The sequence below is a fragment of the Stappia indica genome (assembly GCF_001696535.1).
Taxonomy (GTDB): domain Bacteria; phylum Pseudomonadota; class Alphaproteobacteria; order Rhizobiales; family Stappiaceae; genus Stappia; species Stappia indica.
In genome coordinates this window covers 1-16,857 of sequence record NZ_MBQE01000001.1, presented here as the reverse complement: position 1 = coordinate 16,857, position 16,857 = coordinate 1, and the positions used below count along the sequence as shown (strand labels likewise).

The following is a 16,857-nucleotide window of genomic DNA, read 5'->3' as shown; positions in this document are numbered from 1 at the left end:
TTCTCCCGCGCTTCAAAGTGGCACGGCCGACAGGAAGCGGGAGCACCTTGGAAACATGAGCAAGCGCACCAGCACCCGGCGCGATCTCGCCGCTCCGGTTGTTCACCTCGCATCCGGCAGGAACCTTCCCGATCCGCATACGCCCGGCATGAACGCGCCGGCCGACTGCGGCGTCGTCTTCCTGCACAGGCCTGCCCCGCCGTCCCTGCGCCCCTTCTACACCGAACTTGCCACCTATGAGGAAACCGGCGGCTTCACGATCCGCCAGATCGAGACCGCTTCGCTCTCGGTCCCGCTCATCATCAGCTACGGCACGCCTTTCCGCATCCGTCTCGGCCAGACGCCGATCGCGGGAGATGAGCAACCGAGCTTCATCGCCGGCCTGGACACGTCCCGCGTTTTCATCGCCTCGAGCGGGCGTGCCGCCTGTCTGCAGGTCAATCTGACGCCGATCGGCGCGCAGCGCCTGCTCGGGATCCCGGCCTCCGAATTCGCCGCGCGCATGGTGTCGCTCGACGACCTTGCCCATCCGCAAATCTCCGAGCTTCGACGGCGACTGGAAGATTTCGAAGACTGGAACGCCCGGCTCGATTGCGCCGAGCGCTTCCTGGCGCGCCGTCTCGGCGCGGCCGCGGCGGAGCCTGTTTCGTCCTTGGTTGACGTCGCCTTCGGCCTCATCGCCTCGGGAGCCGTCCGCCGTATCGACGAACTTGCGACGCGGATCGGCTGGAGCCGCAAGCATCTGACCGACCGCTTTTCGCGCGAGTTCGGATTCTCGCCCAAGACCGTCGCCCGCATCGCCCGCTTCAACCGGGCGCAGGCCCTCGCCCGGGAGGCCATGCGGCCAGACTGGGCGGATATCGCCTTTGCCGGCGGCTATGCGGATCAGGCGCATATGATCCGGGAGTTCGAGGACTTCGCCGGACTGACGCCGAGCGCGTGGTGGCGGAGCCTCGACAAGCTCGGTTCGGCGACCTGGCACGACCAGCCGGCCAGGTGACATTTGTTCAATCGCCCGCCGGGTCCGGCGGCTATCCCTGTCTGCGTTCCGCAACGAGGACGAAGACAACCCATGAAGACATCCCCTGCCCCTTGCCTCTTCCCGGCCCTTCGCTTCGGCAATGCCCGCCAGATGGTGGAGTGGCTGCAACAGGCCTTCGGCTTTACCGTCCACGCCTGCCACGAGGCGCCGGACGGCACGATCGCCCATGCGGAACTGGCGCTCGGCAATTCCATTTTGATGTTGGGACAGGCGCGCGACGACGATTTTGCGCAGATCGTCGGCCAGCCGGACGGCCCGTCCGGCAAGACGCTCTACATCGCGGTCGAGAATATCGTCGCGGCCTTCGCCCGCGCGGAAGCCGCAGGCGCCATCATCGTCGAGCCACTGGTCACCCGCGACTATGGCAGCCGCGAATTCATCTGCCGCGACCCGGAAGACAATGTCTGGTGCCTCGGCACCTATTGGCCGAAAGTCGGCGGGACCGCCTGAGGCGACGCCCGCTCACTCTCCACCGGCTTCCTCGACAATGCCAGCGAGCAGCGCGTTCACATCGGCAATGGCGGCACGCGATGCCTCGCTTCCCTGTTCAGGGAGCGGGCGATAGCCGACGGAGACCTTGCCGGGTGCGTCGGGCGTCTCGTAGAGGAACACCGAATAGGGACAGAAGGCGACGTTTTCCGGCGCCGCCTCCATCGCCGCGCGCGACAGCCGGGCGGAGCAGAACAGCAGTGCTTCCGCGTTCACGAAAACCTGCGTTTCCGAGCCCACATCCGCGGCCGTACGAGCCAGCATCTCGCCGACATTGGAGATGTGATCGATCACCAGACCGCGATTGATGATCGCGTTCTCCAGATCGAAGCGCACGTCCTCATAGGACCGCTCCACCTGGCTGATCTGCGGCCCGTCGGCGGCCAGGGCCGGGGTCGCGGACACGGCATATGCCGCCAGGCATGCGGCGGTAAGCCGTCGCCATGCCGGGCCCTGTCTTTGCGAATGCTGTGCCATGTCCCGTCTCCCTTGCTGGCGCGCCCTACTGGTCGTCGCGTTCGGCGCGCGGCTTCTCCGTCTGGACATAGCTGAGCGGCAGCTGGCTTGTCGACTTGATCTGCTCCATCGCGAAGGAGGTGGAGACGTCGGAGATGTCGATCTTGGCGATCAGGCGCTTGTAGAACGCGTCATAGGCCTCGATGTCCGGCACCGCGACCCGCAGCAGGTAATCGACCTGCCCCGCCATCCGGTAGAACTCGATGACCTCCGGAAACTCGGAAATGACATCGGCGAACTTGCGCAGCCAGTCGTCGTTGTGCCGCGAGGTGGTGATCGCCACGAAGGCGGTGACCTTCACGTTGACCTTCTTCGGATCGAGGATCGCCACCCGGCGCTGGATGACCCCGTCCTCCTCCAGCTTCTGGATGCGGCGCCAGCAGGGGGTTGTGGAAAGTCCGACGCGGCGGCCGATTTCGGCGACCGGAATGGTGCAATCCTCCTGGAGGATCGAAAGGATGCGTCTGTCGATACGGTCGATCATGGGTTCCTGGCTCGGCGGCTCGAGAGGTGCACGGATTCATTTTCCAATGAATGGCACTTAGGCGACTCTCGTTTTCTTCTACTGGCGGGAGAATGGAGAATATTGGATTTTTCTTCCAATTTCCGTCTCGATTTCGCTTGCCGCGTTTTATCTCCGGTGTCAACTCCTCCCTTGAAAAGGCGCTCGCAAGGCTCGCGGGCGGCCCGCATTTCTGGAGGCAGACAGATGTTTGCGTTCTCTCGTGTTGCAGCAACCCTGCTGATCGTCGCCACCGCCTTCGCCGCACCGGCCGCTGTCGCCGCGCCCGACGTGACGCCGCTGGTCAGCCCGCAATGGCTCGCCGACAATCTCGAGCGCGACGATATCGTCGTCATCGACATCCGCTCGCCCTTCGCCGGCTCGAGCAAGGACGTTTACCTGAAGGGGCATGTTCCGGGCGCCGTGTGGAGCGAGTATCCGGGCTACTGGCGTACCGACCGCGGCGATGTGGTCGGCGTGCTGCCCTCGGTCGAGAAGCTCGAGGCGGCCTTGTCCGAGCTCGGCCTGTCCGAGGACAAGGCGCTGGTGATCGTGCCGGCCGGCGGCAACAGCTCGGAATTTTCCGCGGCAGCGCGCGTTTACTGGACCGTGAAGTATCTCGGCCACGACGCGGTCGCCATTCTCGACGGCGGCCACAAGGCATGGGTCGCAGCCGGCCATCCGGTCGAGACCGGAAACGTGACGCCCGTCGGCGACATGTTCGTTGCCGAGCCCCGCGCCGATTACCTGCTGCAAACGTCCGATGTCGCGAAGCGCCTGCAGTCGTCCGCAGTGCTGATCGACGGCCGCCCGGCCGACCAGTTCGCCGGGCTCGACAAGCACTCCAAGGCAACCCGCTTCGGCCGCATCCCGGATGCCGTCAGCCTCGACCAGGCCGTCTTCTACGACGATGCCAAGGGCCAGCTGAAGCCGCAGGCGGAGATCTCGGCCTTGGTGCCGGCGACGCTCGGCGACAAGTCGGTGGAGATCGTCTCCTACTGCAACACCGGCCACTGGGCCGCGACCAACTGGTTCGTGCTGCACGAACTGCTCGGCTACAAGAACGTGTCGCTCTACGACGACAGCATGGTCGGATGGTCGCAGGACGAGTCCCTGCCGATGACCTCCGACCGCACGGTCATCGACGAGGTCCGCACGTTCCTCAGCGACCTCTTCGGCTGACCGGCCGCACATCTTCCCTCTGGGATACTCCCCGGGGCCTTGCGCCCCGCACCTTCAGCCGGCGTTCGGGTCCTGATCCCGGGCGCCGGCTTTTTTATTGCCCCGCTCATGCAAGCAGCCGCGCCACCTCGGCACGCACCACCGGCAGGCAGTCCTCTTCGAACCAGGGATTGCGCTTCAGCCAGGCGTTGTTGCGCCAGGACGGATGCGGCAAGGCGATCGCGGCAACGCCCTCGGCCCGCGTTTCCTCCAGGATCTCCCGCCATGCGGCGACGGTCTCGCGCACGGAGCCGCGGAGATGCTCGCCAAGGTGATAGGCCTGGGCGTAGGAGCCGATGACCAGCTTCAGCCGCAGTTGCGGCATGGCGGCGAAGACGCGGTCGTGCCAGAGGCGCCGACACTCGCGGCGCGGCGGCAGATCGCCGCCCTTGGCGTCGAGGCCGGGAAAACAGAAGCCCATCGGCACGATGGCAAGCCTGGCCGGATCGTAGAAGACGTCCTCGCCGATGCCCATCCAGTCGCGCAGGCGCTCGCCGCTGGGATCGGTGAACGGCCGACCGCTGGCATGGACCCGCGTGCCCGGCGCCTGGCCGCAGACGGCGATGCGCGCGGTCGACGACATCACGCAGACAGGTCGCGGCTCGTGCGGCAAAGGCCGTCCCGCCGGCGCGGTGACGCAGGTTCGGCAGGCGCCGATCTCGCGCGCCAGCGCAGCAAGCTGCGGTCCGCTGTTCGCCGTCATGTGTTCTCCTTGCCCGCACCGTCCGGCCCTTTCCGCCCATGTAGGTTCGTGACGTTTGGTTAACCACGTCCTTGAGGCGGATATTAAGGGTTGGTCACCACACTGGTCCTGTTTCGATCCAACCGGGCAAGACCCGGGCAACCAGGTCGCAGGACTATATGGCCGCGCAGGAAACCACCAGCAGCGAGGCGAAAACGGCCCTCAACAGCGAGCGCGCCCGGAGACGGCGCGACGTTGCGAAGACCGTGCGCAATGTTCGCGAGCGGCTGTCGACCGGCGACGGCTTCACGCCGAACTTCGAATACGAGCTGCAGCTCACCTTCGCCAAGAACCGTTTGAGCGCTGCGCTCGCGCTGCCGCTTTTCGCGCTGATCGTCGGCAGCATCTCGCTGCTGTGGATGCGTGTCGATGTGGTGGTCGGCTGGATGGTTTTCACCATCATCGCCCACACGCTGCTGCTGATGGCCTGCCGCCGCTTCGAGCGCGAGGCCCCCGCCGAAGCCGACCTGCCGCGCTGGCGCCGCCAGATGATCATCGGCGACTTGCTCTACGGTCTGTCCTGGGCAGGCTTCTTCCTGCTGCAGTCGACGGCGCCCGGCCATGACGGTTCGGAGATCTTCCAGTTCGCGACGATGCTGATCGTCATCGCCATGCTGACCATGCTGTCGGCCAGCCTGCCGCGGGCCCTGCTCGCCGGTACGCTGCCGATCACGCTGGCGATCGTCGTGTCCTTCCTCAACCAGCAAACGGCAATCCACTACGCGATGATGGCGATGGCTATCGGCGCGCAGGGCTTCTTCCTGATGCTGGGCAACCAGCTGCACGTCTCGACGGTCACCATGCTGGCCTTCCGCGCGGAGAAGGACCACCTGATCTCCGAGCTGGAGCAGGCAAATGCCATCTCCGACGAGGCGCGGCGGCGCGCCGAGGAAGCCAACCTCGCCAAGTCGCGTTTCCTCGCGACCATGAGCCACGAGCTGCGTACGCCGCTCAACGCCATTCTCGGCTTCTCCGAGGTCATGAAGAACCAGCTTCTCGGCCCGATGGAGAACGACACCTACCGGGACTATTCGGCCGACATCCACAATTCCGGCCAGCATCTCCTGAACCTGATCAACGAGATCCTCGACCTGTCGCGCATCGAGGCGGGCCGCTACGAGCTCAGCGAGGAGGCCGTGCCGCTGGCCGAGCTTCTCGACGACTGCAAGCACATGATGGCGATCCGCGCGCGGAAGAAGAACATCACCATCACCGAGGCCTACGAGGTCGACCTGCCGAAGCTGTGGGTCGACGAGCGGGCCGTCCGGCAGGTGATCCTCAACCTGATATCGAACGCGGTGAAGTTCACCCCGTCCGGCGGCGAAGTGCATATCAAGGCCGGCTGGACTGCCGGCGGCGGCCAGTACATCTCCATCCGCGACAACGGCCCCGGCATTCCGGCCGAGGAAATTCCCATCGTCATGCAGGCCTTCGGCCAGGGCGCGATCGCCATCAAGAGCGCAGAGGAAGGCACTGGCCTCGGCCTGCCCATCGTCCAGGCACTGGTGCAGATGCATGGCGGCAAGTTCGAGCTGAACTCCAAGCTGCGCGAGGGCACCGAAGCCATCGTCACCTTCCCCGCCTCTCGCGTGCTGGAAGCCATGCCGGCGCTGGAAGAGGCCGCAGGAACCGGCATCGATCCCCGCCGGAGCGCTGCCCGCCGGATGATCGTGCGCAAGGCCTCCTGAGGCGGCAGCCCGCGCCGCCGCCTCCTTCCGGGATCCTATTCCCCGGACGCAAGCCCCAGAAACTCCGCCACGATCCCGGCGATCTCCTCATGCGCCTTCGCGCGGTCCGTGCCTTGCGGATCGTCGCAGATCGGATCGTCCTGCCACTTGCGCAGCAGCTCCGCGCCGCCTTCCTTGCACACGCCGAGGAACGTGAAATGGTGCGCGGGCGCAATCGCGGCGTGGCGAGCACCGGGCAGTCTGGCGGCAAAACCGCTGCCGTTCGGCCCCACATCCACCGCCGGCCAGCGGTTCTTCTCGCCCATGTTGAGGAAGAGAACCTGCGCCCGGACCCCGGCAAGGCTGTCCTCGTCGACCGCATGTGTGAAGCCGGGGTCGACGGACACGACCGCCGAGACGCGCAGGTCCCGCATGTCGGCCGAGAACGCCTCGGGCAACGCATCCAGCCGCACCCCACCCTTTGCCAGGAAGTCGCACCCCGGCGCCTCGTCCCCTGCCTGCCGGCAGTAGTCGGCGAAGGCCTCGCGGTCGAACCGCAGGCCCGCAAGCCCGAGCACCGTGGTCCCGCCAAGCGAGAAGCCAACCGCAGAGATGCGCTCGCGGTCGATATGCGGCGCGAACTGCGGATCACCCAGAACCGCTTCCAGCGCCGCCCCCAGATCGGCAGCGCGCGGGGCAAGCCGCATCGTGCGGCGGGGCGAGGAGTCGCCCGACGTCGTGCCGGGATGGTTCACCGCAAGCACGATGGCGCCACGCGCGGCAAGGCGCGACGAGAGCCACACCAGCCCATCCATTGCACCGCCGGAGCCGTGCGACAGCAGGATCAGCGGATAGCGTCCCTCGGCGACCGCTGCTCCGACCATCGCCGGCGCACCCTCGAAGAGCACACTGTCACCGATGACATTGCGATAGGTCGCCCGGCCCGCCGGATACCAGAGCGAGGCGGCAATCGGCTGGGCCCGGTGGCGGGCGGGCACGTCCATCCGGTCATAGCCGGGGATCGGCAGCGTTTCGGCACTCGCAGAGACGAAAGGTAGCAGGACCAGGGCGGATAGCAGGGCAGTAAGGGCAAGACGTTTCATCGCGGGATCTCCTGAGTGGCGACAGGATTTCGATGCCACCCGAAGCCCGCGCTTGCGTCCTGAAACCGGATCGAGGACGACTGCAACCGGATCCTGTACCAAGGATGCGCATGCCCCTGCGCCCGTTGCGATTCACCAAGGTCCTTCGATGCTCGTCCTGCCGATCCCCCTTGCCGTCGCTCTCGTGCTGGCTTTTCTGGCCTGCCGCTTCGTCCTGCTGCGGGACGGCCCCTCGCTCTTCCCGGTGCTGCTCGGGGCGGCCGCGATGCAGGGCACTCTGATCTCGCTGGTCCAGCACTACGGGGTAGCCGCGTTGCAGCCGGTGCTGCCGGTCACCGCCGCGCTGGTGCCTCCGCTCGCCTATCTCGCCTTCCGGCAAGCGGCGATCCGTGCACCCGCACTGCCCGGCGCCCTGCCCCACGCGGCAGCGCCGCTCATCGCGGCTCTAGCGGTGTTGCTCGGCCGAGGCTCGCTGCACTGGCTGCCCGACGTTGCGCTCGTCGCGTTGTATGCCGGGTATGGCACCGCAATCCTGTTTCAGGCGCGCGGCCGCGAGGACCTGCCGCTGGCGCGGCTCGAGGCCGGCCATCTGCCCCGGCGCATCTGGCAGGTGGTGGGCGCCTCGCTGCTGCTGTCGGCGGCCAGCGACACGGCCATTGCTTTCGCACTGATGTCCGGCGCGGCGTGGCTGCGCCCGCTGCTGGTCAGCCTCACCTCATCGCTGGCGCTGATGGCCGTCGGGCTGCTCGGCCTTGTCGCGGCGCGGCCGGGATCGGTGGAAGAGGACGAAGGATCGGACAGTGACGAGACCGTCCGCCCGGGAACGGACACCCAGATCGAGGCCGACAGGGAGTTGATGGCGCGCCTGGACGCGCTGCTCGACACGGGCGGCGCATGCCTCGACCCGGACCTGACGCTCGCACGCCTTGCCCGCCGCCTGCATGTTCCGATGAAACAGCTCTCGGCGGCGATCAACCGCGTGCACGGCGAGAACGTCTCGCGCCACGTCAACGGCTACCGCATCCGCCACGCCTGCAAATTGCTGGCAGACGGGCACAGCGTCACCGCCGCGATGCTCGCCAGCGGCTTCAACACCAAGTCAAATTTCAACCGCGAGTTCCTGCGCGTGACCGGCGAGACGCCGAGCGCCTTCCGGACCCGCCTCTCAGCCTCCTGAGGCGAGAAGGGGTCAGCCCTTGCCCGACACGCCGGCATCGGCAAACGTCGCCATGCCGTCATGCACCTGCGCGGCAGCACGCACGATTCCGGCCGCGAGCGCTGCGCCCGTTCCCTCGCCGAGCCGCATGCCGAGGTCGAGCAGCGGCTCCTTGCCGAGCTTTTCCAGCGCCATGCGGTGCGCCGGCTCTGCCGACACATGTGCGAAGAGGCAGTGGTCGAGCGCGCGCGGGTCCATAGCGTGCAGCACCGCGACAGCCGCGGTCGCGACAAAGCCGTCGACGATCACCGGCGTGCGCTGCAGGCGCGCGGCCAGCACGGCACCGGCCATGGCGGCAAGCTCGCGCCCGCCAAGGCGGCGCAGGATCTCGAGCGGATCGCTCGTCCCCTCGATACGGGCGACGGCCTGCTCGACGGCGGCGCGCTTGCGCGCCATGCCCTCGGCATCGACACCGGTTCCCGGACCCACCCAGTCGCCCGGCGTGCCGCCGAACAGGCCGGCCAGCAACGCGGAGGCGACAGTGGTGTTGGCGATGCCCATCTCGCCGATGCACAGGAGGTCGGTACCGCCGGCGACCGCCTCCATGCCGAAAGCCATGGTCGCGGCGCAGTTGGCCTCGTCGAAAGCGTCTTCTTCGGTAATGTCCGGCGTCGGCATGTCGAGCGCCAGGTCGAAGATCTTCAGGCCCAGATCATGGGCGATGCAGATCTGGTTGATCGCCGCGCCGCCGGCTGCGAAATTCTCCACCATCTGCCGGGTGACGCTGGCGGGAAACGCCGAGACGCCCTTGTCGGCCACGCCATGATTCGCCGCGAAGATCGCGACGACCGGCCGGCTGACCTTGGGACGGCCGCGGCCGCTCCAGCCGGCCAGCCACTCGGCGAGGTCTTCCAGCTTGCCGAGCGATCCGGCAGGCTTGGTCAGCTGCGCGTCGCGCGCGCGCACCTCCGCCACCGCATCCTCATCGGGGCCAGGCATCTGGCGGACGAGGTTGCGGATATCGTCGAAGGGAAGCGCGGACGGCGAAAGGGACATAGGCTGGAAACTCCGGCTGGCATCGGCAGTCCGCACGACCTTGGCGGCGGGCGGGCGCCGATCTATAAACCGGCGGGCGCAGGCTCGCAAAGTCGGATGAGTGAAAAATGACGCCCGAGGCCGAAGTCCCCCGCGACAGGATCGCGCACCGCGTGCCGCGCGTCCTTGCGGACCTCGCGGCCTGCCTACGGTTTTTCTCCCGCGTGCCCGTTCCGGTGGTCAATCGGCTGGACGATCCTTCCCAGCTTCCAGCCTTCTCTCGTGCTGCCTGGCTGGTGCCCGTTGCCGGCGCCCTGCTCGCGCTGCCGCCGGCCCTGATGCTTGCCCTCCTCGGCCTCACCGATCTGCCGCCGCTCGCCACGTCTCTGCTTGCCGTCGCCCTTGCCATGATGCTCACCGGCGCGCTGCACGAGGACGGTCTCGCCGATGTCGCAGACGGGTTCTTCGGCGCGAGCCGCCGCGAACGACGGCTGGAGATCATGAAGGACAGCCGCATCGGCGCCTTCGGCACGCTGGCGCTTCTCACTGGCGTCGGGCTGCGGACCGTGCTTCTCGCAGCACTCGTCGAGCGTGTCGGCGCCGTTTCGGCAGCGCTCCTGCTGATCCTCGCCGAGACCGCCTCACGCGCGGCGATGGTCGCCGTGTGGACCAGACTTCCCCCCGCCCGGCCCGACGGACTGGCGGCCGCCAGCGGACAGCCTTCCTCGCGCGCAGCAGCACTGGCGCTTGTCCTCGGCCTGGCCGCCGTGCTTTTCGCCCTTGCCCTGCTTCCGGCTTCGGCCGTGTTGGCGGCGCTCGCTCTTGCCGTAGCAGCAGCTATCGGCACCGCGCTCCTGGCGCATGCGCGCATCGGAGGCCATACCGGAGATGTGCTCGGCGCGACACAGCAGGTCGCGCTTGTCGCGCTGCTTGTCGGCTTCTGCCTTGCGCGATGACTGCATCCCGGCGCATTTGCTGGTAAGAAGGCTTGCGGCGAGGCAGGGTGTGCCAGCCGGTTTCGCGTATGAGGTCCCGAGGGTGACGAGCTCCGCTTCCCGTGACGGAAAGACTGCCTCTCCGGTGGCGATGGTCCTGCTTGTCGCCGCCCTGGTGCTTGCCGCCTGCGCCGGGCGTCCCGGCCCCGGCAGCCTGCTCGAGACCCAGGCCGATGCGCCGGGCGCGACCGCGCACGAGATCCTGATCGCCACCACCCGCAAGCGCGACACGACACGCGGAAGCCTGTTCAGCGGCGAGCGCGGCGGCGGGCTCGACCACGCGGTCGCAACTGTCTCGGTGCCTCCGGAGCACAAGCCCGGCGCCATCGAATGGCCGTCGATCCCCCCCGGCGATCCGGCCAAGGACTTCACGCTGCGGGCCGCCTCCTATCTCGACGACAAGGGGTTCATTGCAGAGCTGGAGCGGCAGCTGGCGAAGCGGCCGAAGGGCAAGCGCGAGGTCTTCGTCTTCGTCCACGGCTACAACACGCGCTTTCCCGAGGCGCTGTACCGGATGACGCAGCTCAAGCACGACAGCAACATGCCGAGCGTGCCCGTGCTGTTCACCTGGGCCTCGAGCGGCGACGTCACCGGCTATCTTTACGACACCAACAGCGCCACCATCGCGCGGGACTCGCTGGAGCGGACCTTGCGCGCCCTCGCCGCCTCCAGTGCGGACAGGATCAACGTGCTGGCCCACTCCATGGGCAACTGGGTGCTGACGGAGACCGTCCGCCAGATCCGCATTTCCGGAAAGCCGCTGCCGGCGCACAAGATCGGCCTGATGGCGATGGCCGCGCCCGATGTGGATGTCGACGTGTTCAAGGCGCAGCTGCGCCGAACCGGCAAGCCGGAGCGGCCTTATGTCATTCTCATCTCCCGCGACGACCGCGCCCTGCAGGCCTCCAGCCTGCTTGCCGGCGGCGAACGGCTCGGCGCCTATGGCGATGAGGAAGAGCTGGCAAAGCTCGGCGCCGTGGTGGTCGATCTCACCGAGGTGAAGGGGGACGACGCCGTCAATCACGGCAAGTTCGCCCAGCTGGCTCAGGTTGCCCCGGAGCTCGGCCAGGCGCTGCAGTCGCTGGAACTGCAACAGCAGTCCGGACCGACGGAAACCACGCTGGACGTGGTCGGCAATACGGTCGGAAACACCGCCAAGGCGGCCGTCACCTTCCCGCTCAAGATCCTTGCCGCGCCGATCAACATCTTGTCCGGGCGCTGAAATCTCCCACATGGGATGGATGACACCGCAACGACAGGACCCGCGAGAGACATGACAGGCAGCGACAGCCCCTGTATCCGCCTGTGCCGCATCGATCCGGCCAGCGGCCTTTGCGCCGGCTGCCTGCGCACGCTCGACGAGATCGCCGGCTGGGCCTCCTTCTCGGAAGATCAGCGCCGCGCAATCAACGCGTCTCTTGCCGGCCGCTCCACCCCTGCAGCGGAGGCACGCTGATGTTTCGCGGAAAGACTGCCGGCCTCGTCGTTCTCGGAATTCTCATCGCCGTCATCGTCACGGCCCTTGCCGCGTATCTGTTCGGCTTCGACATGCCCGGCGACGCCGGCGGCTATTCCGACACCGGACCGCGCGTCGTCGCGCTGCTTGCCCTGCTGGTTGTGATCGGCGGATCGATGCTCGCCTCCCCGCGTCAGGTCCCGGCGCTGCTGCGCAGCCTGCTCATCTGGGGTGCGCTCGGCGCGCTGCTGGTCACCGGTTACGCCTGGCGCGACGAGTTGGAGGTGGTTGCCCGCCGTGTGGTCGGAACGCTGGTTCCCGGCATGGCGATGACCGACCCGCAGACCGGCACGATCACCATCATCCGCGACGGCTCCAGCCACTATCGCATCGCCGCGCAGGTCAACGGCGCCGATGTCGACTTCCTGTTCGATACGGGCGCCTCGGCGGTGACGCTGACGGATGCGGATGCGCGTGCGGCCGGGCTCGATCCGGCGACGCTGTCCTATACGGTGCCGGTGTCGACGGCGAACGGTCGCACGCAGGTTGCGACCGTGCGGCTGGAGCAGCTGCGGATCGGCGACTTCACGCTTCGGGACCTGCGCGCCTTTGTCGCCCGGCCGGGCGCGCTGGAGACCAGCCTGCTCGGCATGTCGGCGATGGACCGGCTCCGGAGCTGGCGCGTCGAAGGCGACCGCCTGATCCTGGAGCCGTAGGCCGCGTCAGCCCCACAGGCTCCAGGCGAAGCGCGCGGCCACGGACAGCAGGAACAGTCCGAAGAAGACTTCCAGAGAGCGCCGCGGCAGCGCGTGGGCGATCTTGACGCCGAACGGCGCCGCGAAGGTGGTGATCGGAATGATCAGCGCCACGCCGAGAAGGTTGACGTAGCCGAGCGAGAATGCCGGCAGGTTCGGCTCGCCCCAGCCCGCCCAGACCATGCCGATGACGCCGGGAATGGAAATCAGCACGCCGGTGCCGGAGGAGGTCGCCACCGCCTGATGGATGGGCCGGCCATAAAGGGTCATGAAGGTGTTGTTCATGACGCCGCCACCGATACCCATCAGCGTCGAGAAGAAGCCGATCAACACGCCGCAGATCGCCCTGACCGGGTTGCCTGGAATATCGTTGCCGATCTTCCAGCTCTCTCGGTTGAACAGCATGCGCAGGCCAACGATCACGGCGATGCCGGCGAAGATGCCCTTGAGGCCGTCGCCGGAGACATAGGCCGCAACGAGGCTGGCGATCACGACGCCGACCGGCACGGGGATAAGCCAGCTCTTCAGCAGCTCCAGGTCGGCGGCACCGCGCTTCTTGTGGGCCATGAAGGAGCGGATGGAGGTCGGCACAATGATGCCGAGCGACGTCGCCACGGAGATGTGCATGCGCACCGCCTCGTCGACGCCGAGCCAGGTCAGGAACTGGTAGAGCACCGGCACCAGCACGGCCCCGCCGCCGATGCCGAACACGCCGGCCAGCAGGCCGGCGACGGCGCCCGACGCGATAAGGGCGATGACGAGGCCGATGACCTCGCCGTTGATCGACGACAAATCCATGAAAGCCCCCACTGGATGCGGCGCGGGAAGGAAGCGGGGATGGGCAGCGCGGACTCAGCTGGCCGCCTACCCCGTGGCTTCTAACTGACCCAAGGCGGACGCTTTGTCCAGTCCGGCACTGGCAATCTCGGCAAGGGCCTCGTCCAGAACCTCGATGCCGGCGCCCGGTTTTACCGCGTCCACGGTGAGGCGCCGGCGCCAGGAGCGCGCGCCCGGCACCCCATGATAGAGCCCCAGCATGTGCCGCAGCATCTGGTTCGCCCGGCCGCCTTCCTCGAGCCGCGCCAGGATATAGGGGCGGAAGGCCTCGACCGCCTCCTCGCGCGTCGCAACCGGGTTTTCCGCCCCGTGCAGACGGCGGTCGACATCAGCGAGCAGCCAGGGGTCGTGATAGGCAGCCCGGCCCAGCATCACCCCGTCGACATGCTCAAGATGCGCCTCGGCCTCGTCGAGATTTGCGATGCCGCCGTTGATGCCGATGTAGAGGTCCGGCAGGCGCTGCTTCAGCCGGTAGACGCGGTCGTAGTCGAGCGGCGGAATATCGCGGTTTTCCTTGGGCGAAAGGCCCTTCAGCCAGGCCTTGCGGGCATGCACCCACAAGGCATCGACACCGGCCGCGACGACGGCGTCGGCCAGCCGGTCGAGCGCCTCTTCCGGGTCCTGATCGTCGACGCCGATGCGGCACTTGACGGTCACCGGGATCGAAACCACCTCGCTCATCGCCGCAACGCTTTCGGCGACCAGTTCCGGCTCGCGCATCAGGCAGGCGCCGAAACGGCCGGACTGCACCCGGTCGGACGGGCAGCCGACATTGAGGTTCACCTCGTCATAGCCGTAGTCCTCGACCACGCGGGCCGCCTGCGCCAGCTCCTGCGGATCGGAGCCGCCGAGCTGGCAGGCAACGGCGTGTTCCATGGCGTTGAAGCCAAGGAGTTTTTCCCGGTCGCCATGAATGACCGCGGCCGCCGCGACCATCTCGGTATAGAGCAGCGCGTGGGAACTGAGGTGGCGGTGGAACGCACGGCAATTGCGGTCCGTCCATTCCATCATCGGCGCCACGGCCAGCTTGTTCGTTCGATAGTTCATAACTCTCCATACACGGAACGCGTCGGGAAACACATCGGAAGCGGGATCTGACCTTCATTTTAGGGCCGCTCCCTCACGATTTCGACGTCGAATTGCACCCTTGCGCCTCCTGACGCCGTCGAGCCCTCCAGACCGTCCTCCAGGACCCGGTCACTGGACGCAGGGCATCGCATCCGGTCGTCGCTCCTGGTCGCGAGCGGCATGACAACCGCGCGCTCGGAAAATACTTACCGAAGGTTGTGTAATTGCAATTTACAAACTCTTGATAGAAACGCCTTAAACCAGAAGTGGGTGATCCGGCGCGCGACACGCGAATCAGCCGCACCCAACCAGGAAGGAGACTATCATGAGGAAAATAACCCTCGCCCATCGCATCGCGACCCGCGGCCTTTCCGCGCTTGCCCTCGCCGGCACGCTCGGCCTTGGCGGCGGCGCGGTCGTTCTCGGCACCACTGCCCCGGCAATGGCCTGCAACATGGAGTCTTATATCGGCACCGTCTGCGCGTTTTCCTTCAACTGGTGCCCCCGGAACTGGCTGCCGGCCGACGGACGGTTGATCGCGATCAACGGCAACCAGGCGCTCTACAGCCTGATCGGCACGCAATACGGCGGCTCCGCGCAGAGCGGCCAGTTCGCTCTCCCCGACCTGCGCGGCCGGGCAATTCTCCACTACGGCACGGGCCCCGGCTTGCTCCCGCAGCCATTTGCCACCCTGTCCGGCACGCAGATAACGACCCTCAACGTCGCCAACCTTCCGCCGCACAACCACGCTGCGACGTTCATCGGCACCGGCGGCGGACAGCAAACAGTCAATGTCCCGGCAGATGCCGGCACGCTCGGGGTCACTGCGACGCTATCCGCCAAGGACACGGGCGGCGTCGCCGATATTGCAGCCGGTTCATTTCTCGGCAAGGGCGCATCTACGGGGGGAGGAGCGGCAACGATCTATGTGCCGGCGGCCACACCCGGAACCGAAGTGGCGCTCGGCGGCCTCGACGTGCAACTGACCGGCACGCCCGGTCACGGCGCCATCAGCTTCACCTACCAGTCCGGTATCACCGGCGGTGTGGTCACGACTGGCGATACCGGCAATGGCGCTGCCTTCTCCAACCAGTCGCCGTCGCTGGCGATGAACTACTGCATCATGATCAACGGCCTTTATCCCGACAGGCCGTAGTGTCACACCCGCCGGAAAACAGCGCGATCAGTGGTTGCACCCCATTGACCGTTCCAACGAAACACCGCAAGACACTAACTTAACGATAGGTTGTAGTCGGATTTGCGATTCACAACTCCCGGACCGGCAGCGAATGCCGGTCCGGGAGCGGTATCGCACAAGGGATTTCGATAGGCACTGCCCTTGCCCCCATTCACGGGCGCAGATCCAACGGGGCATCCTCTCAGACGGCAGGGATAAGGCATGCGGGGCACAGAAGCCGTGACGATCACGGCAGACGGGCGAAAGCCCGCGACATTTCGCGCTTTCCCGAACACCGAGACGTCATCGGGCAGCCGCCGGGGCGCGCAGGCCGTACATGCCGCCTTGGGGGCTGCGGGCCACCGGCTCGGCCAATTGGCTCTTCTGGTCCTGACCCTGTGGTTTGCCGTTTGCGCCGGCACGACCGACGCCAACGCGCTCTCCGCCTCCTGCGCACAGATCAACAGCGATTTGAGTGCCGGCGTAACTCTCGACGCGGCCTCTCTCCCAACCGGCACCAATCAGTTTTACCGAGAATATGACAGCTTGGGCGACGGCGAAACGCTGACCTGGTCGGTTACTGGCAGCGGCGTTGCGGGAAGCCAGACCTACAGCAATTTCTACGTCGGAAACTGGGACAATTGGGAGCACTACGCCGCAACGGACGCGACCGGCAGCATCTTCGACAGCGGCTCCCATGGGTTTTCGTCCGGCGATACCTTTGCTTCGATCGAACTGATTGTAAACAAGTCGGCCAACCCTACTTATGTGAATGATCCAGCCACGGTGACGCTGACGGCGAGCTGTTCGGAAGGTTCTCCGGTCACGATTTCGCTCGCCCCGGCGGCCGGCAGCCTCACCAATGGCGCGGTCGGCACCGCCTATACCCAGACCTTCACCGCGTCCGGGGGCGCTGCGCCCTACACCTATGCGGTCACCGCCGGCGCCCTGCCCGACGGCCTGACCCTTGCCTCGAACGGTGCTCTCACCGGAACGCCGACCACGGCGGAGACGGCAAACTTCACCGTCACCGCCACCGACGCCCACAACGACACCGGCAATGCCGCCTATTCGATCCAGGTCGACGTAGCCCCGG

The 16,857-nt window shown here is 66.8% G+C and carries 18 protein-coding genes; 11 read left to right on the top strand and 7 right to left on the bottom strand.

All coding sequences use genetic code 11. The annotated features are described in order from the left end of the window. Positions 1-55: 55 nt before the first annotated feature. Positions 56-1,000, top strand: coding sequence for a helix-turn-helix domain-containing protein (locus BBX35_RS00090; RefSeq protein WP_083205940.1), 945 nt, complete (start codon positions 56-58; stop codon positions 998-1,000). A 72-nt stretch (positions 1,001-1,072) separates the two neighbouring features. Next, positions 1,073-1,492 (top strand): VOC family protein, encoded by a 420-nt coding sequence (locus BBX35_RS00085; protein ID WP_067214587.1) that lies wholly within the window; start codon positions 1,073-1,075, stop codon positions 1,490-1,492. A gap of 12 nt (positions 1,493-1,504) precedes the next feature. On the opposite strand, the gene BBX35_RS00080 is transcribed toward BBX35_RS00085, so the two are convergent. Both BBX35_RS00080 and BBX35_RS00075 read right to left on the bottom strand, forming a co-directional pair. After that, positions 1,505-1,936, bottom strand: coding sequence for a DUF302 domain-containing protein (locus BBX35_RS00080; protein ID WP_208979725.1), 432 nt, complete (start codon positions 1,934-1,936; stop codon positions 1,505-1,507). Positions 1,937-2,033: 97 nt separating this feature from the next. Beyond that, entirely contained in the window at positions 2,034-2,528 is a 495-nt protein-coding gene (locus tag BBX35_RS00075) for an Lrp/AsnC family transcriptional regulator (RefSeq protein ID WP_067217950.1), read from the bottom strand. A 228-nt stretch (positions 2,529-2,756) separates the two neighbouring features. On the opposite strand from BBX35_RS00075, the gene BBX35_RS00070 reads away from it, so the two are divergent. Beyond that, a complete protein-coding gene (locus BBX35_RS00070) occupies positions 2,757-3,731 on the top strand; it encodes a sulfurtransferase (protein WP_067214581.1) in 975 nt (324 codons plus the stop codon). A gap of 106 nt (positions 3,732-3,837) precedes the next feature. Here the strand turns inward: BBX35_RS00070 and BBX35_RS00065 are convergent, their stop codons facing one another. Next, the gene (locus BBX35_RS00065) at positions 3,838-4,473 is read right to left on the bottom strand and encodes a uracil-DNA glycosylase family protein (RefSeq protein WP_067214578.1); all 636 of its coding nucleotides are present in this window, start codon (positions 4,471-4,473) and stop codon (positions 3,838-3,840) included. A 158-nt stretch (positions 4,474-4,631) separates the two neighbouring features. On the opposite strand from BBX35_RS00065, the gene BBX35_RS00060 reads away from it, so the two are divergent. Beyond that, the gene (locus BBX35_RS00060) at positions 4,632-6,200 is read left to right on the top strand and encodes a sensor histidine kinase (RefSeq protein WP_067214575.1); all 1,569 of its coding nucleotides are present in this window, start codon (positions 4,632-4,634) and stop codon (positions 6,198-6,200) included. 35 nt (positions 6,201-6,235) lie between these two features. On the opposite strand, the gene BBX35_RS00055 is transcribed toward BBX35_RS00060, so the two are convergent. Continuing rightward, positions 6,236-7,282 carry an alpha/beta hydrolase family protein gene (locus BBX35_RS00055; protein WP_067214572.1) on the bottom strand — a complete coding sequence of 349 codons (1,047 nt, stop codon included), beginning with the start codon at positions 7,280-7,282 and terminating at the stop codon, positions 6,236-6,238. Between the two features lie 148 nt (positions 7,283-7,430). Here BBX35_RS00055 and BBX35_RS00050 point away from each other — a divergent pair, with 148 nt between their 5' ends. Further along, positions 7,431-8,459 (top strand): AraC family transcriptional regulator, encoded by a 1,029-nt coding sequence (locus BBX35_RS00050; protein ID WP_067214571.1) that lies wholly within the window; start codon positions 7,431-7,433, stop codon positions 8,457-8,459. Positions 8,460-8,471: 12 nt separating this feature from the next. Here BBX35_RS00050 and cobT read toward each other — a convergent pair whose 3' ends face one another. Continuing rightward, positions 8,472-9,494 (bottom strand): nicotinate-nucleotide--dimethylbenzimidazole phosphoribosyltransferase, encoded by a 1,023-nt coding sequence (gene cobT, locus BBX35_RS00045; RefSeq protein ID WP_067214568.1) that lies wholly within the window; start codon positions 9,492-9,494, stop codon positions 8,472-8,474. Between the two features lie 107 nt (positions 9,495-9,601). Between cobT and cobS the strand changes: the two genes are divergently transcribed. The 4 genes from cobS (at position 9,602) to BBX35_RS00025 (ending at position 12,640) form a co-directional block, all read left to right on the top strand. Further along, the gene (gene cobS, locus BBX35_RS00040) at positions 9,602-10,429 is read left to right on the top strand and encodes an adenosylcobinamide-GDP ribazoletransferase (RefSeq protein WP_067214566.1); all 828 of its coding nucleotides are present in this window, start codon (positions 9,602-9,604) and stop codon (positions 10,427-10,429) included. A 130-nt stretch (positions 10,430-10,559) separates the two neighbouring features. After that, positions 10,560-11,690 carry an alpha/beta hydrolase gene (locus BBX35_RS00035; protein ID WP_067214563.1) on the top strand — a complete coding sequence of 377 codons (1,131 nt, stop codon included), beginning with the start codon at positions 10,560-10,562 and terminating at the stop codon, positions 11,688-11,690. Positions 11,691-11,741: 51 nt separating this feature from the next. Continuing rightward, a complete protein-coding gene (locus tag BBX35_RS00030; protein WP_067214562.1) occupies positions 11,742-11,924 on the top strand; it encodes a DUF1289 domain-containing protein in 183 nt (60 codons plus the stop codon). Then, entirely contained in the window at positions 11,924-12,640 is a 717-nt protein-coding gene (locus BBX35_RS00025) for a retropepsin-like aspartic protease family protein (RefSeq protein WP_067214559.1), read from the top strand. Before BBX35_RS00030 ends, BBX35_RS00025 begins: the two co-directional genes overlap by 1 nt. A gap of 6 nt (positions 12,641-12,646) precedes the next feature. On the opposite strand, the gene BBX35_RS00020 is transcribed toward BBX35_RS00025, so the two are convergent. Both BBX35_RS00020 and dusA read right to left on the bottom strand, forming a co-directional pair. Then, a complete protein-coding gene (locus tag BBX35_RS00020; RefSeq protein WP_067214558.1) occupies positions 12,647-13,477 on the bottom strand; it encodes a sulfite exporter TauE/SafE family protein in 831 nt (276 codons plus the stop codon). A 66-nt stretch (positions 13,478-13,543) separates the two neighbouring features. Further along, positions 13,544-14,563, bottom strand: coding sequence for a tRNA dihydrouridine(20/20a) synthase DusA (gene dusA / locus BBX35_RS00015; RefSeq protein ID WP_067214556.1), 1,020 nt, complete (start codon positions 14,561-14,563; stop codon positions 13,544-13,546). Positions 14,564-14,909: 346 nt separating this feature from the next. Between dusA and BBX35_RS00010 the strand changes: the two genes are divergently transcribed. Together BBX35_RS00010 and BBX35_RS00005 are read left to right on the top strand one after the other, a co-directional pair. Continuing rightward, complete coding sequence (locus tag BBX35_RS00010) at positions 14,910-15,740, top strand: phage tail protein (RefSeq protein ID WP_067214549.1); 831 nt, start codon at positions 14,910-14,912, stop codon at positions 15,738-15,740. A 243-nt stretch (positions 15,741-15,983) separates the two neighbouring features. Then, on the top strand, positions 15,984-16,857 hold an 874-nt coding region (locus BBX35_RS00005; RefSeq protein WP_171901360.1), incomplete at its 3' end, for an Ig domain-containing protein.

Excerpts from the sequence above, each read along its gene's own strand:
- BBX35_RS00090 (WP_083205940.1), top strand. The coding sequence starts at position 56 with ATGAGCAAGCGCACCAGCACCCGGCGCGATCTCGCCGCTCCGGTTGTT.
- BBX35_RS00085 (WP_067214587.1), top strand. The coding sequence starts at position 1,073 with ATGAAGACATCCCCTGCCCCTTGCCTCTTCCCGGCCCTTCGCTTCGGC.
- BBX35_RS00070 (WP_067214581.1), top strand. The coding sequence starts at position 2,757 with ATGTTTGCGTTCTCTCGTGTTGCAGCAACCCTGCTGATCGTCGCCACC.
- BBX35_RS00065 (WP_067214578.1), bottom strand. The coding sequence starts at position 4,473 with ATGACGGCGAACAGCGGACCGCAGCTTGCTGCGCTGGCGCGCGAGATC.
- BBX35_RS00060 (WP_067214575.1), top strand. The coding sequence starts at position 4,632 with ATGGCCGCGCAGGAAACCACCAGCAGCGAGGCGAAAACGGCCCTCAAC.
- BBX35_RS00055 (WP_067214572.1), bottom strand. The coding sequence starts at position 7,282 with ATGAAACGTCTTGCCCTTACTGCCCTGCTATCCGCCCTGGTCCTGCTA.
- BBX35_RS00050 (WP_067214571.1), top strand. The coding sequence starts at position 7,431 with ATGCTCGTCCTGCCGATCCCCCTTGCCGTCGCTCTCGTGCTGGCTTTT.
- cobT (WP_067214568.1), bottom strand. The coding sequence starts at position 9,494 with ATGTCCCTTTCGCCGTCCGCGCTTCCCTTCGACGATATCCGCAACCTC.
- cobS (WP_067214566.1), top strand. The coding sequence starts at position 9,602 with ATGACGCCCGAGGCCGAAGTCCCCCGCGACAGGATCGCGCACCGCGTG.
- BBX35_RS00035 (WP_067214563.1), top strand. The coding sequence starts at position 10,560 with ATGGTCCTGCTTGTCGCCGCCCTGGTGCTTGCCGCCTGCGCCGGGCGT.
- BBX35_RS00030 (WP_067214562.1), top strand. The coding sequence starts at position 11,742 with ATGACAGGCAGCGACAGCCCCTGTATCCGCCTGTGCCGCATCGATCCG.
- BBX35_RS00025 (WP_067214559.1), top strand. The coding sequence starts at position 11,924 with ATGTTTCGCGGAAAGACTGCCGGCCTCGTCGTTCTCGGAATTCTCATC.
- BBX35_RS00020 (WP_067214558.1), bottom strand. The coding sequence starts at position 13,477 with ATGGATTTGTCGTCGATCAACGGCGAGGTCATCGGCCTCGTCATCGCC.
- dusA (WP_067214556.1), bottom strand. The coding sequence starts at position 14,563 with ATGAACTATCGAACGAACAAGCTGGCCGTGGCGCCGATGATGGAATGG.
- BBX35_RS00010 (WP_067214549.1), top strand. The coding sequence starts at position 14,910 with ATGAGGAAAATAACCCTCGCCCATCGCATCGCGACCCGCGGCCTTTCC.